Raw genomic sequence first — 19,242 nt, forward strand, 5'->3', positions numbered from 1 at the left:
TGCCTGCTGTCCGGCCCCATTTTGCACCTGGCCCCCGCTTGCGTTGGGCAGTGCCTTGATTACTTTAAGGAATTTCCCATGGCGCTCCAATGCGGCATCGTCGGCCTGCCCAACGTCGGCAAGTCCACCCTCTTCAACGCTTTGACCAAGGCTGGCATCGCCGCCGAAAACTATCCGTTCTGCACGATCGAGCCGAACGTGGGCGTGGTCGAAGTGCCGGACCCCCGCCTTGACGCGCTCGCCAAGATCGTCAACCCCGAACGCGTCGTGCACGCCACCGTGGAATTCGTCGACATCGCCGGCCTGGTCGCGGGCGCCAGCACGGGTGAAGGCCTGGGCAACCAGTTCCTGGCCCACATCCGCGAAACCAACGCCATCATCAACGTTGTTCGCTGCTTCGAAGACCCGAACGTGATCCACGTGGCCGGCAAGGTTGATCCGATCTCGGACATCGAAGTCATCGAAACCGAACTGGCCCTGGCCGACCTGCAGACCGCCGAAAAGGCCCTGCACCGCTTCAACAAGCAGGCCCGGTCGGGCGACAAGGACGCCGCGAAGTTGGTCGCGCTGCTGGAACGCTGCATTGCCCAGCTGAACGAAGCCAAGCCCGTGCGCGGCATGGGCCTGTCGGCGGACGAACTGTTCCTGATCCGCGAAATGTGCTTCATCACCGCCAAGCCCGCCATGTACGTCGGCAACGTGGCCGACGACGGCTTTACCAACAACCCGTTGCTGGACCGCCTGACCGAATACGCCAACAAGCAAGGCGCCCCCACGGTGGCGATCTGCGCATCCATCGAAGCCGAACTGGGCGAGATGGAAGAAGCCGACCGCGCCGAATTCCTGGCCGACATGGGCATGGAAGAACCCGGCCTAAACCGCCTGATCCGCGCGGCGTTCAAGCTGCTCGGCCTGCAGACCTACTTCACCGCTGGCGTGAAGGAAGTGCGCGCCTGGACCGTGCCGATCGGCGCCACCGGCCCGCAAGCCGCAGGTGTGATTCACACCGACTTTGAACGTGGCTATATCCGTGCGCAGACGATTGCGTATGACGATTTCGTCTCGCTGGGTGGGGAACAGAAGGCGAAGGAGTCGGGCAAGATGCGCGCAGAAGGGAAGGATTATGTCGTGCAGGATGGCGACGTGATGAACTTCCTGTTCAACGTTTGATTCGTCGATGTATTTCTGAAGGTTGCACAGTTTCTCGGAGAGTCCTCAAGAACGTTTTCCTTGGCCTCTGATAAAAGTATGCCTCCATTTCGGTCGCAATCCGTCATAGCTGAATCTGCGTGCGATCAGCACCGCTCAGCAAGCGGCGCGTACTTCATTTGCTCCTAGCGGGCGATGATGAACGATTATTTTTGTCCTATTTCGTTCAGGACAGATTTCCCTCTCACAGTTAATCCGAGAGGGGTGTTGAGCGTAGAAGATTCAAACAACTATTTGTTCAAATGCAAGGAGACGGCTCAAAACCTGGGCGCGCTTTTCAGGCGCCATCTCTTTAATGCGATCCACCAACGCAGAGATGTCCAGCTCGTCGAGTCTGTTTTCAATACGCGTTTTAAGCTCTACCACTTGGTCGAAGTCGTTAGCAGACACGTAAGAAGGGCAGGCGTCCATCATCGACAGTAGCTCAGTGCACCCTCGCCCCGATAACGTCGAAAGCGAGGCGACATGTTCATGCAACTGAGCGACCCATGCTGCTGACGCGACCGCTCTTTCGTGTTCCAGCGCTTGAACACGTAGAGTGTCCAGCTCTTCAAGCTTCGCAGTGACACGAGCACGGTCTGCACTCGAAAGCTCTGCAGGCAGCGAAACGAATTTTGCGGGAACTCCCTCATTAGCAAGCTGGGCTGGCTTGCCCTGGAGGGCTGCTAGTTCTTCCACTGCTGCGACGGTCCAGACGCTAGAACGCTGCTTCGCTAGCGCATCCCGTGCTTCGATGTAGTGGGTAACACAAGTTTTTATCCATTCGTTTTCTTCGTCGAGCTCTTCATTGTCATCTGTATCCGGAGCGATTGCGACGCCAACGGCCGACGACGCATACGCTACCTCCAACAGATGCGCGACATTGTCCGCAGGGCCCGAAATCTTGTCGAACTCTGCGAGCAAGTTTACTAGGTCAGTGCAGCTTTTTCTCCGGTGTTGGATACCGTCGGCGTCACGAGTGCCTGAGAATTGCTGACCCATAAGGTTGAGACGGTGCAGTACATCAAGGGCGCTCTGGCTGGTGGCAGGTGCCATATTAAGGAGCTCAACATATACTCGTTGCCGCTCTTTCCGGAAGTCTCGTAGTTTCTCCTGCTTCTCCTGAAGTTGTGCGATTAAGGCTTTTATATCATCTGCTTTCGACAGCGTGCTAAGTGCCTCAGTCAGAAGACTAACTATTGCTTGTGCTCTTTCGATCTGGTCGCTTACCTCACGAAGCGGCATTGACGCCGACGGATTCGGCGTTCCGATTAAATTGCTGGCGCTATCCAAAGCGGTGGTGTATTTGCAACGTTCCTGTACGTGCGCAATCATCTCCTGCGTATGCTGCTCGACGGCGCGTGATTGATCCCTGATTCCTAAACCTTCTAGGGTTCGCTGCACGCGAATCATTTTTGCTCTGAAATCTGGTATCTGTTCCAGCGCGTTACACGCTTGCAGAGGAATCCACTTTGGCATGACTTCCCGAACCAAGGTCGCCATCTCATCGCATAATCCGTTAATTTTTGCGAGCTGCTGCTCAGACCACTTACCCTTCTGAGCAGTCATTTCTTTACGCCTCGTTAGGTATTTCTCAGCAACAGCAACGTATTCTTGGGTTTTTTTGTGTTTGAACGCGTCTTCAAGACGGAGTTCTAGCGCCTCGAGTACGCTAGCGTAACTACGCAGCTGTTCATGGTCTGCCTCCGCCTTCTGACACAAGAATTTAAAGTTTCCTTCAAGCTGTTCGGGAAGTGGATCGTGTGAACGCATGCGTACGGCCTCATTCCAACGCTTTACGTTGCCTTCAAAAGTCGTCTCGGTCTCCCAGGTGTTCATGAGGAGCTGCCATCGGGTTATCGCGTCCTCGGTCAAGAACAGAATGGTCGTCTTCTGGAGTGCTAACTCCGACAAATACCTACTGGTAGTCCCGTACGCTGCTACCAGCCAGTCTTTGAGAGAGATTCCGCTTCGCTGATACTGAATTGCGCGCGGTGGCACTGATTTTCCAACGAATAGTGCGATCAGCAGAGACGCCGATGCAAGGCTGCAGCCAAATGGCGGCTTGGTCAGCATCGCAAGATTATCTAACAAGGTTCGCTGCGGATCCGATTTATGGGCGTCCTCTAGGTGCTGTAAGACTGCTCGGATCTGCAGGTTTTCAGGGACTGACTTTATCTGCGCATCTCGCGAGAGGACGCCCCAAGAGGTTCCCAGAACGGCACGCACGCGGTTTTGTAACTTAACTTGTTGTACTGCCAGCCAAGCTTGCGATACTTCTCCGCCAAACAAGGCGCGCGCCAGTACCGCGACGTCAGCACTGCCAGTACCGTTGAGCGTGTTGAACCCGTCAAAGGGAAAGGGAAGAGCTTTCGGGTACACGTTTTTGAAAATCGCGCTAGCCTCGGCATTCAGCCGGCCCGGAACGACTTTAGTGCCTGCGACAAGTGACACACGGTCTTTGATAGCATCGCGTAGTGATGTGCGGAGACCTAGCGTGGCCTGCTCGCGCTCTTCTGGAATAAAGCGTGCGTACCGCTCTTGTTCGATGTGGTCAAAGCTATCTTCCAGAACATACAGGGTCGCCAGATACTGGTGAACCCGTGCCGAACGATCGGAGAGTACAACTGTCCACACAGGCGCGGTCGTTACGCCAGATTTTTTTAATTCTCGACTGTAGACGTCCTCAATTTGCAGTTGTAATGCCGCTACGTCCGCCTCGGGGCTAGTCAGGCAGTAAAGGATCTGACCTTTCGGCTGACTGGGTTTAACCGCCTGACGCCAGTCGTTGAACGCGTTTTGGACGCTAGCGCTAACGCGTTGATCGTTCGTGAGCTGTGCTGTAAAACTCCACTCAAGCGTGGGAACGTCGAACTCATACCCACATGTAGTCGAGATATCATTGAAGAGGTCTTCGCTCCATGCTTTTGCCCGAGTGAGGAAAATCTCTTGGACCTCAGCCGAACCAACACGAGCAAGTTTCCCGCCTAAGTCCTTCTGATACTGCCCCCGGGTAGCCGCGTCAGTGACAATCTCATATTGCTTAAGTTCTTTGCTCCACGCGATCACACCTAACACTTGCTCAAGTCGCGTTAGATGTGATAGGCATGCGTCGATCGGTCTGCCAACGAATTCCACAAGCAGACGGTTATAACTATCTTGTTCGCTCGAGATCACCCGCATTTTCTTAGTTGAGGTGATAGCAATTAGCAGGCCTCGATCGATTTCATCAATCTGAGAGTCATATTTCGTTAGCGCAGCCATGAGATTGTCCACGCTGACACCGCCGTGAGCACGCTCTGCTGCGAGCATCTCTGTCAGCATTTCGCCCGTGAGAATCCGGCTGGCAGAAATGCTTGTCAGGTTGTTCCCTTCGATCGCAGCGCGGTCGAGGGTGGCGTCGACCGCGTTCTTGACGAAAGTAATTGCTGAGCGCGATTGGACAATGTCTTGTTGGCGTGTCAGGAACCAAGTAGCCAGAGGGTGGAGCGGCCAACAGCCGCGGACGATCACCCGTTCAAACTCGTCGGGATCACTCCATACCGGTAGTTGTCTTAATCCTGGCAGCAGCGCCGCCATCATCTTGTGCAGAGCTTGATGGGCTGGCCGTTGTCGAGTAAGGCTCATTTCTAACGCCGCTTCGTTCTTCTTTTCAAGCAGATGCGCGATAATGGTTTCCAGATTCGATGACACATAGTACTTTTTAGCGACGTCGAAGCGGGTTATGTATTTCTGAATATGCATAGCATCGCGGTTGCCCAATCGTGCCAGATACGCTTTCAGTTCATATTGAATGAAACCGAGGAAGTGTGCTTGCGATGCATTGTCCTGGATACCTTGGAAGATCTGTTGTAGCGCTGAGTCGCCCGCGAGCGCGGGACGCTCAGCCACGTATTCTAGGAAGCGACCAAACTCGTCGAATAGGATAACCAAACGCGAAAACGGTCCATTCTGTGAGCAATAGGTTTCGCAAAACACAGTGATGAGATCCTGGATGGACTCGCGTCCGGAGACTGGAATATGGGCGCCATTCGCCTCCCAGTACAGCGCATCGACAAGCGCGTAGGCGTCTTCATCTCGCGCTTCGAGCGAATCGGTAATGCTTTGCTGTGTTCGATTTGGGAACCGAGCCGCGAACTCACTGGTTCGTAGAGCGTAATTTCGCTTCACGAAGTTCGCGGCGTCATCAAAGCGCGGAGACAATTCACGCAAGGCGAAGTCCTCGATCCGATGCTCCTTAAGCGAACGGAAGAGTGATGCGCTTAACGCATTGCCTAGGTTGAAGTTTCCGGTGCCATCCAACGTAATCACGAGGGCCGGCTTCTCAATCTTTCCCAAGGCTTGGCGTGCGCTTTCAGCCGCCCTAGGTTCCGCAAGCGTAAGGTTAGACACGATGTGCTCACTGAGCACCGAGTGCGGCTCACGTAGCATACGGGCGAGTACCAACGCAAAGTGCGATTTACCTGAGCCGTAGCCTGCGATCGCGAGCGAGAACGGATTGCTGTGTGCCGCGGTGTCGTCGGCAATACGAGTAAGGAGATCGGCTATTAGCGTCGCTGTGTCAGTTAGCCGGTAGATCTCGTCGCCCTGAGCGTCCTTCTTGACTCCGTGATAGCGCGGACCGTGAAACACGAAACTTTTTGCTGCCTCGTCTGCACGCTCAATTTGGTCTTCTGCCCACAGTAACTGGACAGCACCATCAAAAAACAAGTCCGAACGAAACTGAACTAGATCGCAAACTTTCATGATGAACTCTTGTAGGAATTGTCGTGCTTACAGTAAATCACTGTAGATGTATGCAATTAGTTCGTCGCTGCTCTTGATTTTCATGATCAACGGTGCGCCGGTTTGTCGGTCGACACTTGTAATGCCTTGTGCAGTTGTCCAAGCCAGAAAATCATCGACTGCTTTATCCATCCAACCACTGCTTTCGAAAAACCTGGAGAGATTCTCTAGCTCCGAAAGGGGCAACTGTTGCATTGCGGGCGCTGTCAATTCCCAGTGGGCCAGCCATGTACATGCATATGCCCAATAGAATTCCTCGAGCATAGGTAGGGCTCCACGTAGAACAACATTTTTTTCGACAGTCAGCATGCCGGTTCGTGCGAAGCTCGCCTCCTCACGGTACGTGGTGAACAGTGGCCCGGGCAGGGATGAACTGTTGCCGAGCTCTTGTACGAGAAAGCTTGTCGCTGCCTCGACACTACTCACCCGCCCGAGTGCCAATCGCGAGCGTCCAAAAAGAACATGCCACGCGGCTGCGCCGCCAATTGGCCGTGACAACATCAGATGCAAGATGAGCTGAGTAAGTGGCTCATGTAACAACGGATCCTCGACGGCAAACAGTCGACCTAACGGAGTGAGTTGCAGCGTGTAGACACCATTGCTGCCAGCCGACGCAGTTGTGATGCCCATCGCGTGCGCGTATTTGAGGTGTGGCAGAACCTTCCCCGAGCTTCTTCCCGTGGGGATACCCGAGTCGGCAGAAATCGTGTCGATCGTGCCGCTGTATCCGTTCTTCGCCAGCTTCAGCAGAGCCGAAAGGTGTCGCCTATCCGGGAAAAACGTTTCGTGAAAGCTTGGGGGCAAGCCCTGGATTGTTCGTTGCATAATTTGCGCTATCGTGCATTTAAAGAGGTGATCTTGACTTTCACTGGCTCTCTACGCATCGGCTTTCCATCGATTATGCGATGCGGCCCGATTGCCCAACATTCCCCCTTGGCAAGCTTACTCAGCTCCGTTATCCATTCATCCCGAGAACGACTCGTGGATAATTCTGCCAAAATCTGTGCGAATTCTTTAAGTTCGGTATCGACAGGCTTGAAGAATAACTTTTCAGTACATTGGAACAAGCGGCTCCGCTGTTCTTTGTCGAACTGGGAGATGGTTTGCGTGGCGAGAATCATGCTAACCCCGAACTTTCGCCCTTCACGTAGGAGTTTATCGATCGCACGATCGCTACGGTGATCGAGGTTTTGGACCTCATCGAGAACCACAGGAAGCGGCGAGTCCTTGCTGCCGTTCCGCGAGGCATAGGCAAAGAAATCCCACAAGGCAAATTCCGTGATCAGGCGTTGCATATCCTTGGAAATATTTACCAGTTGCAGGATATGTGCTGGCAGTTCCCCACGAAAGATTTGCTTCCAACCAGAACCTTCATCGAGTGAAAATGGCCGTTGCTTAACGAACTCAGCTATTTTGACAGAGAGAGTGGCGGGCGCACTGCTGTCAGATTCTAGAGCCCCTAGCAAATCCTCGAGCCCAAACTGGATATTTGCCGACAAGCCCTGTTCTATGTGCCGAGCGAGTGCAGCGCGCTGCACCTCACCAATGGTGTAAACCGAAGCGAACACGTCGGCGACCCGGCTAGCAACATTGTGCGACTGTTCCTGCAAGTGGCCGATACCAGGCTCCTCGCGCTCGAGACGTTGGAACGGGTTGATTGGAAACGGTTTTTGTACCAGAACGTGCGTCTGTGGCTGCGCACGGTCGACAAACGTTTGGTCGAGCTTGCTTGGTAAGAACCCATCGGTGTAGTCGATGATGGCTGCATGCTGGCGCTGTTTAATCATTTCAAGCAGCAAGCATTGGATGGCGTAGGTTTTTCCCGAACCTGAACCACCGAATATGAGCAGGTGCCGATTTTCGAGCTCTGCGTCGCCATATTCCCAGTGGACATTCTGTCCGCGGCTGTCTGTGCCAATCAGCAGACGGCAAATAGACGTTACCGGAGTCGCGCCCGAGACGGATGCGTACGAAGAAGCGTGATCTGGGAGCGGCGGTGCTACAAAAGGCTGCTGCGTCGTGGATGCTTGAATTAGCGGCGTCTCGACCGCCACGGTGCAAACCGGCATGTCCATAGGACGCGCTGAATGCACCTTACGGAACGACGAACTTTGCTGTTCTGTGCTCAACGTTGCGCGCAGATCGGGAATTTCCGCTGCTGTAGGTTGCGCAACAATAGACGGCTCTGCGCCAATCGCTGGGATCGGCCCAATCTCCATCGCCGAAAGCTGTGCAGTTGGTACTTTCTTGGCCGGGCGTTCAGCGGAAGACAGCACAAGTGGTGTCCCCGGAATAGCGAAAGGTGCCGGAGTTTGTTCAGTCAATAGCCGAATGACGTCTTCAGTGCCGTACTGTAGTTGGTAGACACCGAACCCATTGGGAAGCGGGAGATCCATGGACACGTCGACTGGCCCCATGAACGATTGCGCCTCAAGCGTCGGCACCGTCGCCTTGCTCGTCCAGAATGTCGAAGCAACGGCACGCCAAGCGATGGTGAAATCGCCTTCGCTCAATCGATCGAGGGCACCGCACAACGCTCGATACTCATCTTGAGCGAGCATTACCACCGCACGACTCGACAGCGCACGATGTAGCTGGGCCCACCAATATTTGCGCTCAAAGACAATTGTTCTTATCGGTGCGCCCTGAGGAGCAAAAATTCGCACGAGTTGTCGGATACCAGAGCTTGCTTGAGCAAACGCAGTCTCCGCATGGCCAACGCTCTCATAGGCGAACTTAGATTCGATAACCGTCGCATCTATGCTTAGTCTTCCGTCTAGCACCTTGGCCGACAGGAAGAGCAGATCGGGAATATTTGGATCCTCGCGGTCGCGGAACCAGTGCCGGAAGCTATCAAGCGGAAGAAGTGCTTGCAAGATTGTTGTCGGATCTCTGCCAAGTTGGCGGCTGATCAGTGAATACCCGACTACATCACGGATGTATTCATCGCGGCCGATGGCGCGCACCAACGACAAACCTGGAATCTCGCAGGCCGCGTTGATGACGTTATGGGCCGCCAGGTTCGCCTGCTCGATGGAAAGGGCTTGTAAATGTTGCCGCAGCCGCTTGGCAATCGCTTTTGTCAGGGTCGCAAAGTCACTCACTTCTGTTGAGATAGTCTTATTTAGCTCACCGTAATTGCCCAAGCCACACGAGAAGCCTACAATCCGTCGATCTTGATTAATACTCCCAATCGTGGCAGCAGCGAGGAGATTGTTATCGACGTGTCGATCCACGCACGATACCCACACCGCTTTTCGATGCAGTAGTTCGACTGTCTTCTTCCAAGGCGTAAAGTCAATCTGCGTGACGACCTCATGCTCGGTCGAAGTTGCCGTAAACGAAATTTTAAGACGTGCTGCGATCTCGGTGTGTGCGCTCGCCATTTGCACGCGTCGATTGCTGATCGACATTTGTCGTTGGCTTTGCGCCGAGAGTTGGCGAACCGGGCGTGGATACTCGGCTAGCGGAAACTGACGTAAGACTGAGCTAGCCACGGCATCAAACGGTTCGACTGGCTCCAGTTGGTCGCCATCGTGCTTATCGTCGAGAAAGTGCGCGATCACGCCCAAGTCAAAACGAAGGTCTTGTTCCACAAGAAGAATCTCTTCGAGTTCAGCCGGCTTTGTCGCGTGTCGATGACCGATGTGAATCGAACACTGACGCTGCTTCGAAAAACCGCCCTCAGTCCATGCGTTTTTCCATGCGACCAGCATGTTGACGGCAGTGGTCGTCGCCACGCCTGTTGTGATCACCTTTAAGGTAAGGTGGAACGGGGTCGGTTGTTCTACGGTTTCCGTCAGGTAGCGATTTAGCCACTTATCAACACCGGAGAGAACGATATTGATTTCTGCGATATTTGTGAACAGAAGACTGAGCTGGTCGTGCGAATGACTATGTAAGGATTGATAAGCGCGAATCAAATCTTCATAAATTCGTGCTCTGCCGGATGGTTGCAGCTTCTGGCTAAGATCATCATCATCGAACGTCTCTTGCCGCATCAAACTCTGCGACGCCACGGGTAAGGCTCCGCGATCAGCAATACCGATCAAGTGGGTCAGTCCGAACGCTTGTGATGCCGTCGTCAACGACAGGTTGGGGTCTGCGACTAGCGCTGCGATAGGGCGGCGCAATTCGGCAAGCTCCACCAATCGCTGCCAGCGATGCTCAGAGGTAGTAGCGTTGCCGTTGCTGAAGAGTTCTGCTACTACTTCACTAAAACCATCCCTAAGGAACACGGCCCGTGCGCTGGAAAGCTCGAGTACAAACGGCGACACTGGAAGTGCCACGGCCGCGCTCAGAAAGGGCTGGGTTGGTGTGTCCGTGCTCCGTACAGCCAAGAAGGCGCGATATAGGCAGGGCAAGACATACTCCGCCCCAGCTTGACGCTCAATCACCTGACGCACGACCTGAGAATACGCCGTTATGACGAGATGAATCTTCGAGTTGGCCGCATAGAACCCGTCGTCAAGAATTGCCTCTAAGTGCTCTTTGTAGCGACTGGTCAGTGCCGTACAGCTCGAGATCAGCCCCGCAAAGTGCGGATGCCTGGCGACGTCGTCAAACACGTTCGCAACTCGGAACTCGTTTATCCCAAGCATCAAAAGGCGATGGGCGTCTTGTTCATCAATTGCCGAGAACAACTCATCAAAGCCACCGATCCGAAAGGCAGGCAAGCGCGGTGCCGGCAACGCAGACAACGAACGCAATGCGAGCTCAGCCAGGACTAAACGTATGCGCTCAGGGTGGGAGGTCGGAATCGGCCACACATATTGCTGTTCGAACGGATCGACGTCCATACTCGAATTGATCTCGACGGTGAACGAGATCTTTGCCATAGCCTTGGCATTGCGAACGACAGGCTCGTCGAGGCCTTCAAGCGTCACTGGGATCTCTTGTTGCGCCTCGGGTAAATTCAGCCTTTCAGGGATGACCGCACCGACAATGCCATTCAGGAGTCGGTTTAGATCGCGCTCGGGATCGTGAACATCGGCTTCGTAAAGATTTATTCTTATTTTGATGTTGTCAAGGTGTTCCGCCTGATTGCCGTAACTATCGAACCATCGTTGGATCGTAAGCTTAATCGCCTGTAAAAAAACGACGTCGCTATAGCCCTTTAATGTGGCCGTTTTGGGCTCCGCCTTGCCCTCCTTTTTCACGCGTTTTTGAAGCAGTGTCAGCAAAGGGCGAGCGTCAGACTGGCGCAGACGAGTAAGAGCATCCTTATTGTTATCGAGTACGAAAGTACGTACGTCAGCTAGATATTCGGCCGCCGTATCGTACGGTAGTTGCCCTTCGATTACAGGATCGGGAAGCGCGAATGGTGGTATGGCGTCATCGCCCGTTTCCGCTGCTGCTAACTTTCCTAACGTCTTGTCCCGCTCTGCTTTGGACGCGAACATCGTGTGCATTGCAAATCGATGTCCCAGGTCAATAAAGCCATGGACTTTTGCCGAGTTGCGACCTATCGGCACGTTTAGCAACGGCAGTGCCCCCCAGCTCGCCAAACTTGCATAACATTCGGCGACAACGTCGCGTAAATTGTCGGGGCGACGAGCTAATATGTCTTGGAAAAAGTTGGCGACGCGCAATAGGCGGCCCGCATTAAATTTTTCAACAGTATCCAAAAATCCCACTAGGGCATCGATGGCTGACGTGTTTTGGTCACAAAGATGCTCAGCAATACGTTCCACCCAAATGCGGTAGCGCTGCTCTAGGACGCGGCGCCATAATAAGTCTTCGCCGACAAGGTGAAAATCTTTCAAGCTTCCTTTATCAGATGCGTGGTCAAAACCAAAGAAGACGCAGTGCCCCTTGTTACGAAAGGTTGTCAACTGGTCGTCCATATCGACCCAGTTTTCTTGAATAATATTCGCTTGTACTAAGGCTGCTTTTTCTGCTGCGCTCCAGCTTTGCCAGAGACCTTTTGATATTTTTAAAGTTTTTTCTGTACCGGGAAACTGAGTGAGGAAAAAATCGTCAACTCGTTTGAAAACGGCCAGAGTCTCAGCTAACGGCAAGCTCTGTACAACAAGCGTAACTTTATTCGAGTGGCCTGTGTCTGCGTCCAGCACGTCGGTACACTTGCCAATGAGGTAGTGCGATAATTCATCGACGAACAAATTCACTTTTTCGCCTCGTAGGGATTAAGTACAAGCGCTACGGCATCCGAAAGCGGGATCAGGTAACCACCACGACGCAACTCTTCTTCAAACCAGGAAGAATCGATACCGAAGGCGTCTGATGCGTGTTGCGTCCGAGAGCTTGCTAACGCGAGCTGTATCAGGTCCTGATTAATAGCTAAACCGAAATGGGCGTAGGCTCGCTCGTAGAACTTGTCGAGTTGGATTCTTGTTCCTGGTGGCACCAACGCAGCAACCAGCAAACGCACCATGGGTGGCGGCAACGTAATACGCATCCCGGAGCCGTTCCGAGGGACAATAACGCCGACTTGCTTGCCGATCTTGCGAAACAAACGCAGCACGTTGTCATCGCCGCGGTTCAGCCAGCCTTCGCGCGTGGCGGCTACTTCCCCTTCAACGCCAGTGTCGTAGTCATCAAAAGCGCGAAGCGATTCGTAAAGCAAATTTTCGATTTCAGCATAGGCATTGACCGCGATCTTCTTTGTATTATCACCAGCTTGGTCGCCTGACGGACTCACAATCCAAGCGTAGTTTCCAACGAATGGTTTGGTACCCGAAGAACCTGTAACGCGTGCGCTTTGGAAGCACAAGGTTCGCATAACGTGCAGGACGCAGAGATCCTTCAGCAGTGAAATTTTTTGCAAACCGCTGCGTTGTGCACTACAGATGTTATCGATCTCCCAGCCAAATAAGGATGCTTCCGTCGCCGTTTCAATGGGCACCCACCCTAGGGCCGCTGGCAATCTCTTACCTTCACTTGTTATGCCGGCGGCGGCAAACGTCTGATCTACAAATTCCCCAAGTGGTCCGATTGCTTGTTCGCTCTCACGCAATACTTGCTGAAGGCCCGATTGCAGTCTCCCGCGCAAAGTCTCGAGATCTGCAATACTGCGTAAGTGGGTGTAGCAAGCTGCACCTTCGCCGAATGAAAACAAGGTGTGTAGCCCCCCCAGACCCTCTTGAGTGTTGAACAGACTGGCGAGTTGCAAGTAAAGTAGCTCTCCGCCGCGGGCCATGAAACTATGTGCGCTGGTGTCGAAATAGTGGCCATCGACCGCTTCATCCCAGGTCAAACCGGGGGTCTTCGCAGCACCTTTAGTGCCACCATGTTTCCAAAGGGTTTCACGCGCCAATAATGTTTCGGAGGCCGGCAAGAAAGTATGCGCAGTCCACGTGCGATCACCGGCCACGCCAACGAATCCGGAAAATACGCCTTGTATTAGTCGGACAGCGTCATTGCCGCTAATTTTCGATCCGGAATTGATGCGCTGCTCTAGCTCTTCAATGCCCACTTTGAAGGAATTGATATGACTCTGGTGGCGAGTTTCAAGCTTGGATGCACCCAGGAAAGAAAATAATTTGAGTGCAAGGCGACAGCGCGGGTGGTAGGACAGCTTGCTGGGCGCAGATCCATACAAGGGAAACGCGTACGCATTCCCTTCGTTGTCATCTTTCGGGGCGGCAAAGACCAACAGAAATTCAGCTAGGTATTCAACCGGTGTTTGGTCCCGATGAAATCGACGGCCAAAAACTTGAATGGCTGGGTTATCGTCCTCTATGGAGACCGATTTAATTCGTGACTTTGCCGAGAGACTAGAATTTGGGAATCGCGGCATGCTTAATAAATTTCCATTGTAGATTTATCAATCGCTACGCGATATACATTTTGCTCGCCGGTTATACTAATACTTAGTAGACGAAGGTCATCTTCCGGAAGCCGTTTGCAAGCGACGAGCTGAGAACAAAACAGGTCAAGTTGATTAATATGGATCGGATCGAGGTCTTGCCCGAAGTCGCCTGTGCTGCGATGGCTTACGAAGTCGAGTAAGGGCAAGGGCAGTTTCATAAAGACTGCGCCGTTGGCAGGAGAATATACTAGGCGCGGCATTTTTTCTGAATCGTTGAACTCCATACGGAAATCGTTTTCATCGTATTCACCAATGACAACTTGAACCGGTTGCGTAGTCTCCATGTCGTCTCGGCGAAGCGTGATATATAGCTTGTCCTTGATGCTGGCGGTGCGTACGGCGCCAATGCAATGTTCGCTTAGCACCGACAGTATTTGACGAACCAATGCCCGGCGCTCGCTAATGGACGTATGCTGGAACCCGCTAACATGCCATTTCTCCCAAGCTTCTAAAACAGGCGAACCGCTGAAATCTTGAGTGAAACTTTCCCACCATCGACTATCCAACCGGGTACCAAACATGAAGGCTAGACGGCGAATCGCACTACGAGCCGTTCCGCCATGAATCCCATCGGCCGATTTGCTTTGCCAATACAGAAGTGGAGGGTGCACTACCTCAGGAACCGGTGCGAAGCTGTTTAATGGTTCATGTTGAAGCTTGAGCTCAACAGCCGGACGGGTGCGTTCCGAGGTGACATGGGCATTTAGTTGCTCGACGCAATACAGGCTACTAGTCTGCAAACTGCGTTGGCGATCCGAGAACCCAAAAAAGAGTTCGCTGAACAGATGTTGTCGTAAAGTAGGGTCGACACCGTGTTGGTCAATCTTGTCTGCCACCTCTGCGCATCCTGCTCCGCCTGTGATGCTGTACGCAAGGTGGGCCGTCATTTGCCGCATCGTCAACCGTCGCTCATAGGCGGTCAGCAGACGATACATGGATGACACACGCTGTTTCAGTTGCGGCGCCTGTTGAATCGCGCACACGTTTTTGCGGATGGGGCATACGCTTTGCAAGCAGCAGGCGTCACATTCCTGCCAAGATGAATGGTTCGAAATCTTCGTTAACACGTTGACTGCGGTCTCGACATTATCGAGTTTGCTCAAGTTCGCAATATAAATCGGCTTCTCGAAATTGCTGATGCAATGGGCCGAGTCATTGAGCGTGCCGACGATAGGCCGGTCGAGCAGGTTCAACACTTCTTGCTCAATTTCCTCGTTGGCATTTCGCATCCTGCTCAAGGTATTGAGGAGGGGGCCTGTATTGCTAACTATCAGCCAACTACCACTGCCGGCAACTGACGCTTCCTTGAATTTAGCGAGACGCTCGTCGGCGGTGTGCTCGCTCATGTCCTTTAAAATTGAGACGCGCAGGCCGTCGATGTTTTCGACTTCGTACGGCTTCGGCGGGCTTGAAAGCGTTTCTTCCGACGTCATGCGACGCAGTTGCTTAAGCACCTCTAGTGCTACGGTCGACTTACCATCGCCAGCGTGGCCTGAAAGGACAATGACGACCTCTTTGCCACTGGTGAGGCGCTGGTAGATATCCGCTGCCAGTTGCGTGGGTTCATAAATGGTGGGGAAGTACTTGTTCGTGGCTTGGTACTCGGCGAGTGCATTTGCGTTGCCCGCGCCGATGTTGTGTAACGTGTTCAGATAGTCGACGAACGGATTATCAAGGTAGGAGCTGTTGGCATCTGGCTCAGGTCGTTTGGGGGCATCAACCTGCAAAGTCGGTGCCGCTACCGATTCCTCGCTTGCCTCTCCTCGCGCTTCGATCAGAGAGGGGGCGTGAGGTTCGGGCACACCCAAGGCCGCGTCCAGTTTCGCAAGCATCGCGTCGGCATCCGCGTAGCAGTCGCCTTCCGCCGTCGTCGCGCCTTCGAGCCAAGCCAACACACGTGCGTTTTGTGCCTCCTCGTTGCGGTAAAACTCAGGGGCCTTTTCGCTCAGCTCAGAATTGCCAAGCAGCCACTGGCTAAGGGTCTTTCCAATTGCGTAAAGGTCGCCTTGTGGACATGCGTTCATATCGCCTCGGGAGACTAAGGCCGGATGCACGTAGCCCGGTGTACCACGCAGGCTGACGACGCCCGTACCAGAGGCGCACCCAAAGTCAATGATGCCGACCGCATTACTCTGCATATCGACAAAGACGTTGTGGGGCGTGAGGTCGTTATGGATGACTGCTTGTGTGTCTTGCCGACGCGTGGCGTGTAGGGTGGCCAATGCGGACAACAAGACACGCGCCACGCTCAGGAACTGATGCATGGACGGCCGCGTTCCAGCTCTGATCAATTCACAAATAGATTTGCCTGGAACTAAGTCAGTAGCTAGGCACCAACGATGTCCTGCGACCTCCGAGAAGTGTCGAACCCGCGGAAAGAGCACAGGCAGATCCAGACGGTCGACAAGCCGCAATATGTCGCGCTCTTGTAGGGCTTGGTCGCGTGCGACATGCGCCTTAAATATTTTATGGATGAAAAGTTCGCCATGGTTATCAACCTGGAAAACCTGCGCTGTCGCACCTTCGGCAAGGAGGGCCCTGCTGGTATAGGCCGGCGAATCGGGCATCTCTTCAAGCACATCGTGGCGCTTGTCGGGAATCGTGTTGAGCAGAACCGCAACGGTCGCGACCACGTCGCGTGCATTCGGCCTTTCCGACGGGTCTGAAGCCAACATGCCCTGGACTAACTCGCACAATCGGGCGTGCTGTTCTTCGCCCCCTGCTGAATCTTGAAGGGCCTGCTCAAGTTCATGTTCGAGGTCGACTTTGCTGCCGATATTCTTTCCGACGAGTGCACGGAAAAACACTGCACCTAGCGAGTAGACGTCCGATTTGAAGTCTGTACGGCCCAGCAGGAGCTCGGGCGCTGTAAAGGCCGCAAAAAGGTGATCTTCGTAGTTGGCTCCGAGCACCGACAAGTCAGCGCCAGGATCGAAGGCTAAATCGAAATCAGTTAGTTGGGCGTGACCGTCTGCACCAAGAAGTATACTTCGCGGTTGGACGTTGCGATGAATGAGACTAGCTGTCGATTCATGAACACAATCCAGGGCCTGTGCTATATCGCTAACGACCGCGGCCGCACGACGCCAGTCGAGCCGACCCTGTTCTGCCAGTAAATCATCGAGCGAGTGCGTGTCTGTCCAATCTGACACTTCAACGATGAGCTTGCGGTCGTTCGGGTGTGCGGCAACCGGTCGAATGCAAGGGTGATGGGGCAGGGCTGCGGCTGCCTTCAAGCTGCGGATCTGAATCTCTGCAGTCGCCGCGTCTTTGCTCAATTCACCAAATACGCGTAAACGATAGAGACGGTTGTCGAAGTTGGGGTTTCGCTCGGCGACATAGGTGATGTAGTTGGGCGCGGATCCACGGTCTTCCCTGATGCGGTAGCCAGGAATTTGGTCTTCGTAGCTGACACTAACCGCTTGCTTGTCTTTATTGAGCTGATCTATTAAACGGTGGAGTTGACTGTCGGTGAGCACGCGGTCAAGCTCCTCTCGAGAATGCAAGCGTCGCTTAAGGTACTGCGCGAGCTCGTCGATGCCGTCCAGCGTGATAAGGCCACCGTTCAAGTTCGCCTGGCCAGCCGATGAAGCACCGTCGACATTAGCTTTCTGATTCGTCAGAGCAACAACAGACTGAACGAATGGCAGTTTGTGTTCGGGAACACCGCTCAGTACGTGCTGGATATAGCTTTTGAAGACCTTGCACTTGCGGTTGTTGACGACATGCGGGCTGTCGACGAAGTTGCTGCCACGACGCCATTTCGGTTCTCCCACCATGATCTCGCCAAACCAGTCTTTAAGCTCGACAACGGCGATAAATGACCTAGTGACCACAATTGCGTCGCACTCGACATACAGAGCTCTTGACCTATCGTACAACTCGATATTCGGGTAAACGATAATATCAGTCGTCTTCGGCAACGCTTGTTCAAGAAAATCGAATACTTTCCGTTCCGTTTCGTGCTGACAGTGGCTGAAATCGTGGATCACTGGATTGACTCCGTTACCGCTCATCGGAGTCGCGTGCGCGCGAGACCAATTGCAGTGAGATAAGCATAAATGAGTGTCGGGCTGCGGCCCAAACCTTACAGATAGAACCGCGGTTAGACCGTCGCGGTACGCCGTGCATCACAGCTTGCATCCGAGCGCTAATAGAAACGCTCTTTGAGCGATAAAAACAGGGACAAACCGCAAAGATGGCGGGCCTGATGCGTAAGTTGTCTTCAGCAAGCACAGTCGTCCAAAACCTGCACGTAGTAGGCTCGGGCAGTAGGCGAGCGAATGGTTCATACCATTCGTACGGCAAACAGCGCGCCATTGCCTATGCTCACCGCCGAGCCAGCAAACATTGCTTAGGTCGTTTCGAAGTAGATCAATGGAAAATTGGTCGCCGCGGTCCTGCCTTTCCTATGCGCCCACCTCATTGCAGAACTTCAGGTGAACGTTTCAATTTTTCTACTGCGAAGAAGTGGCTGCAAGTTAGCGGGTGTCGCCAAAGCGAGACTTTCGTTCTGCGGAAATCCGCTTACAATTAGCAATATTACGATAAATTTCTGAAAGACTGAATCTCCAGCTGACTAATTTGTTGTACTCGCTGTACGAGCGGAACAACAGCATTAATGGCCAATGAGCTATAGGTGTACACGTCGCATTGGTTGGTGTGGATTTTGAGAGGTCGCCGCAACAAGGGATGCCGCTTGTTGTAGGTTGAATGTGCTGCCGGGTCAAAGGCTAAGCACTGAGCGGAAACGCTATGAGCGCAGCATTCGGCCGTGAGACGTAAAGCGCTGGTTGAACAGACGCTACGCCTTTCTGCGTTTGATAGCGCGGCGGTGTTAGTCGCCCGCTCCACGCTATCCCACTTGCGACGCTGGCTAACTAGGCGGACAAGCGGTGTGCGACAGCGACACAAATAATTACTCTAGCTAAATACGGTTTTTGGTCTTTCAAGTAGGCCCACTGGGGCCAGTCGGGTTTGGGATGAAAAAGACGTCTTGCGTTTTTCATCTCTACCAGTGTTTTGCTGAACATCCGAACAATTTTTTCGGCTTGAAATCTCGTGCGTTGACTGTCCTAAAAGCTACGGTCACGCCGATTTGATTCGCATTTCTACGGATTTTTTATGACCTTGCAATGTAGAAATTGGATCGTCGTCCCGCCGTGCAGATGCCCTGTAGTGAATTGGACAGCGAAGGAGTAGCATGTGGCTATCGCAGCTGGGATGAGATAGTCGAGCGTTATAAACCTCTGTTGCTAGGCAGCGTTAGTGCCCCCTATCACTCGTTCTACTGTCGGCTAAGCGTTCCACTAATCGAACTCACTGTAAATACATACAGGTACCTAAGGACGAGCTACAATCAATTCAATCAGACTGGCGCTTGTCTCCAGTCCGCATGTGAAGTGACTGGATTAGCTCTCCAGTTCAACAAATGATTC

The 19,242-nt window shown here is 53.3% G+C and carries 6 protein-coding genes; 1 reads left to right on the forward strand and 5 read right to left on the reverse strand.

What is annotated here, in order from left to right; translation table 11 throughout:
• Positions 1-78 precede the first annotated feature (78 nt).
• The gene (gene ychF, locus HD883_RS20005; RefSeq protein ID WP_179582228.1) at positions 79-1,170 is read left to right on the forward strand and encodes a redox-regulated ATPase YchF; all 1,092 of its coding nucleotides are present in this window, start codon (positions 79-81) and stop codon (positions 1,168-1,170) included.
• A 261-nt stretch (positions 1,171-1,431) separates the two neighbouring features.
• Here the strand turns inward: ychF and HD883_RS20010 are convergent, their stop codons facing one another.
• From HD883_RS20010 to HD883_RS20030, 5 genes are read right to left on the reverse strand one after another with little or no spacing between them, the layout of a single operon-like run.
• Positions 1,432-5,934, reverse strand: a complete 4,503-nt coding sequence (locus tag HD883_RS20010) for a hypothetical protein (RefSeq protein ID WP_179582226.1) — start codon at positions 5,932-5,934, stop codon at positions 1,432-1,434.
• Positions 5,935-5,961: 27 nt separating this feature from the next.
• Positions 5,962-6,798, reverse strand: coding sequence for a hypothetical protein (locus HD883_RS20015; RefSeq protein ID WP_179582224.1), 837 nt, complete (start codon positions 6,796-6,798; stop codon positions 5,962-5,964).
• 8 nt (positions 6,799-6,806) lie between these two features.
• The gene (locus tag HD883_RS20020; protein WP_179582222.1) at positions 6,807-12,101 is read right to left on the reverse strand and encodes an ATP-binding protein; all 5,295 of its coding nucleotides are present in this window, start codon (positions 12,099-12,101) and stop codon (positions 6,807-6,809) included.
• The gene (locus tag HD883_RS20025; protein WP_179582220.1) at positions 12,098-13,732 is read right to left on the reverse strand and encodes a hypothetical protein; all 1,635 of its coding nucleotides are present in this window, start codon (positions 13,730-13,732) and stop codon (positions 12,098-12,100) included. Before HD883_RS20025 ends, HD883_RS20020 begins: the two co-directional genes overlap by 4 nt.
• Positions 13,733-13,734: 2 nt before the next feature.
• Entirely contained in the window at positions 13,735-17,796 is a 4,062-nt protein-coding gene (locus tag HD883_RS20030; RefSeq protein WP_179582218.1) for a protein kinase domain-containing protein, read from the reverse strand.
• Positions 17,797-19,242 lie beyond the last annotated feature (1,446 nt).

Origin of the sequence: Pigmentiphaga litoralis (assembly GCF_013408655.1) — a bacterium.
GTDB classification, from domain to species: domain Bacteria; phylum Pseudomonadota; class Gammaproteobacteria; order Burkholderiales; family Burkholderiaceae_B; genus Pigmentiphaga; species Pigmentiphaga litoralis_A.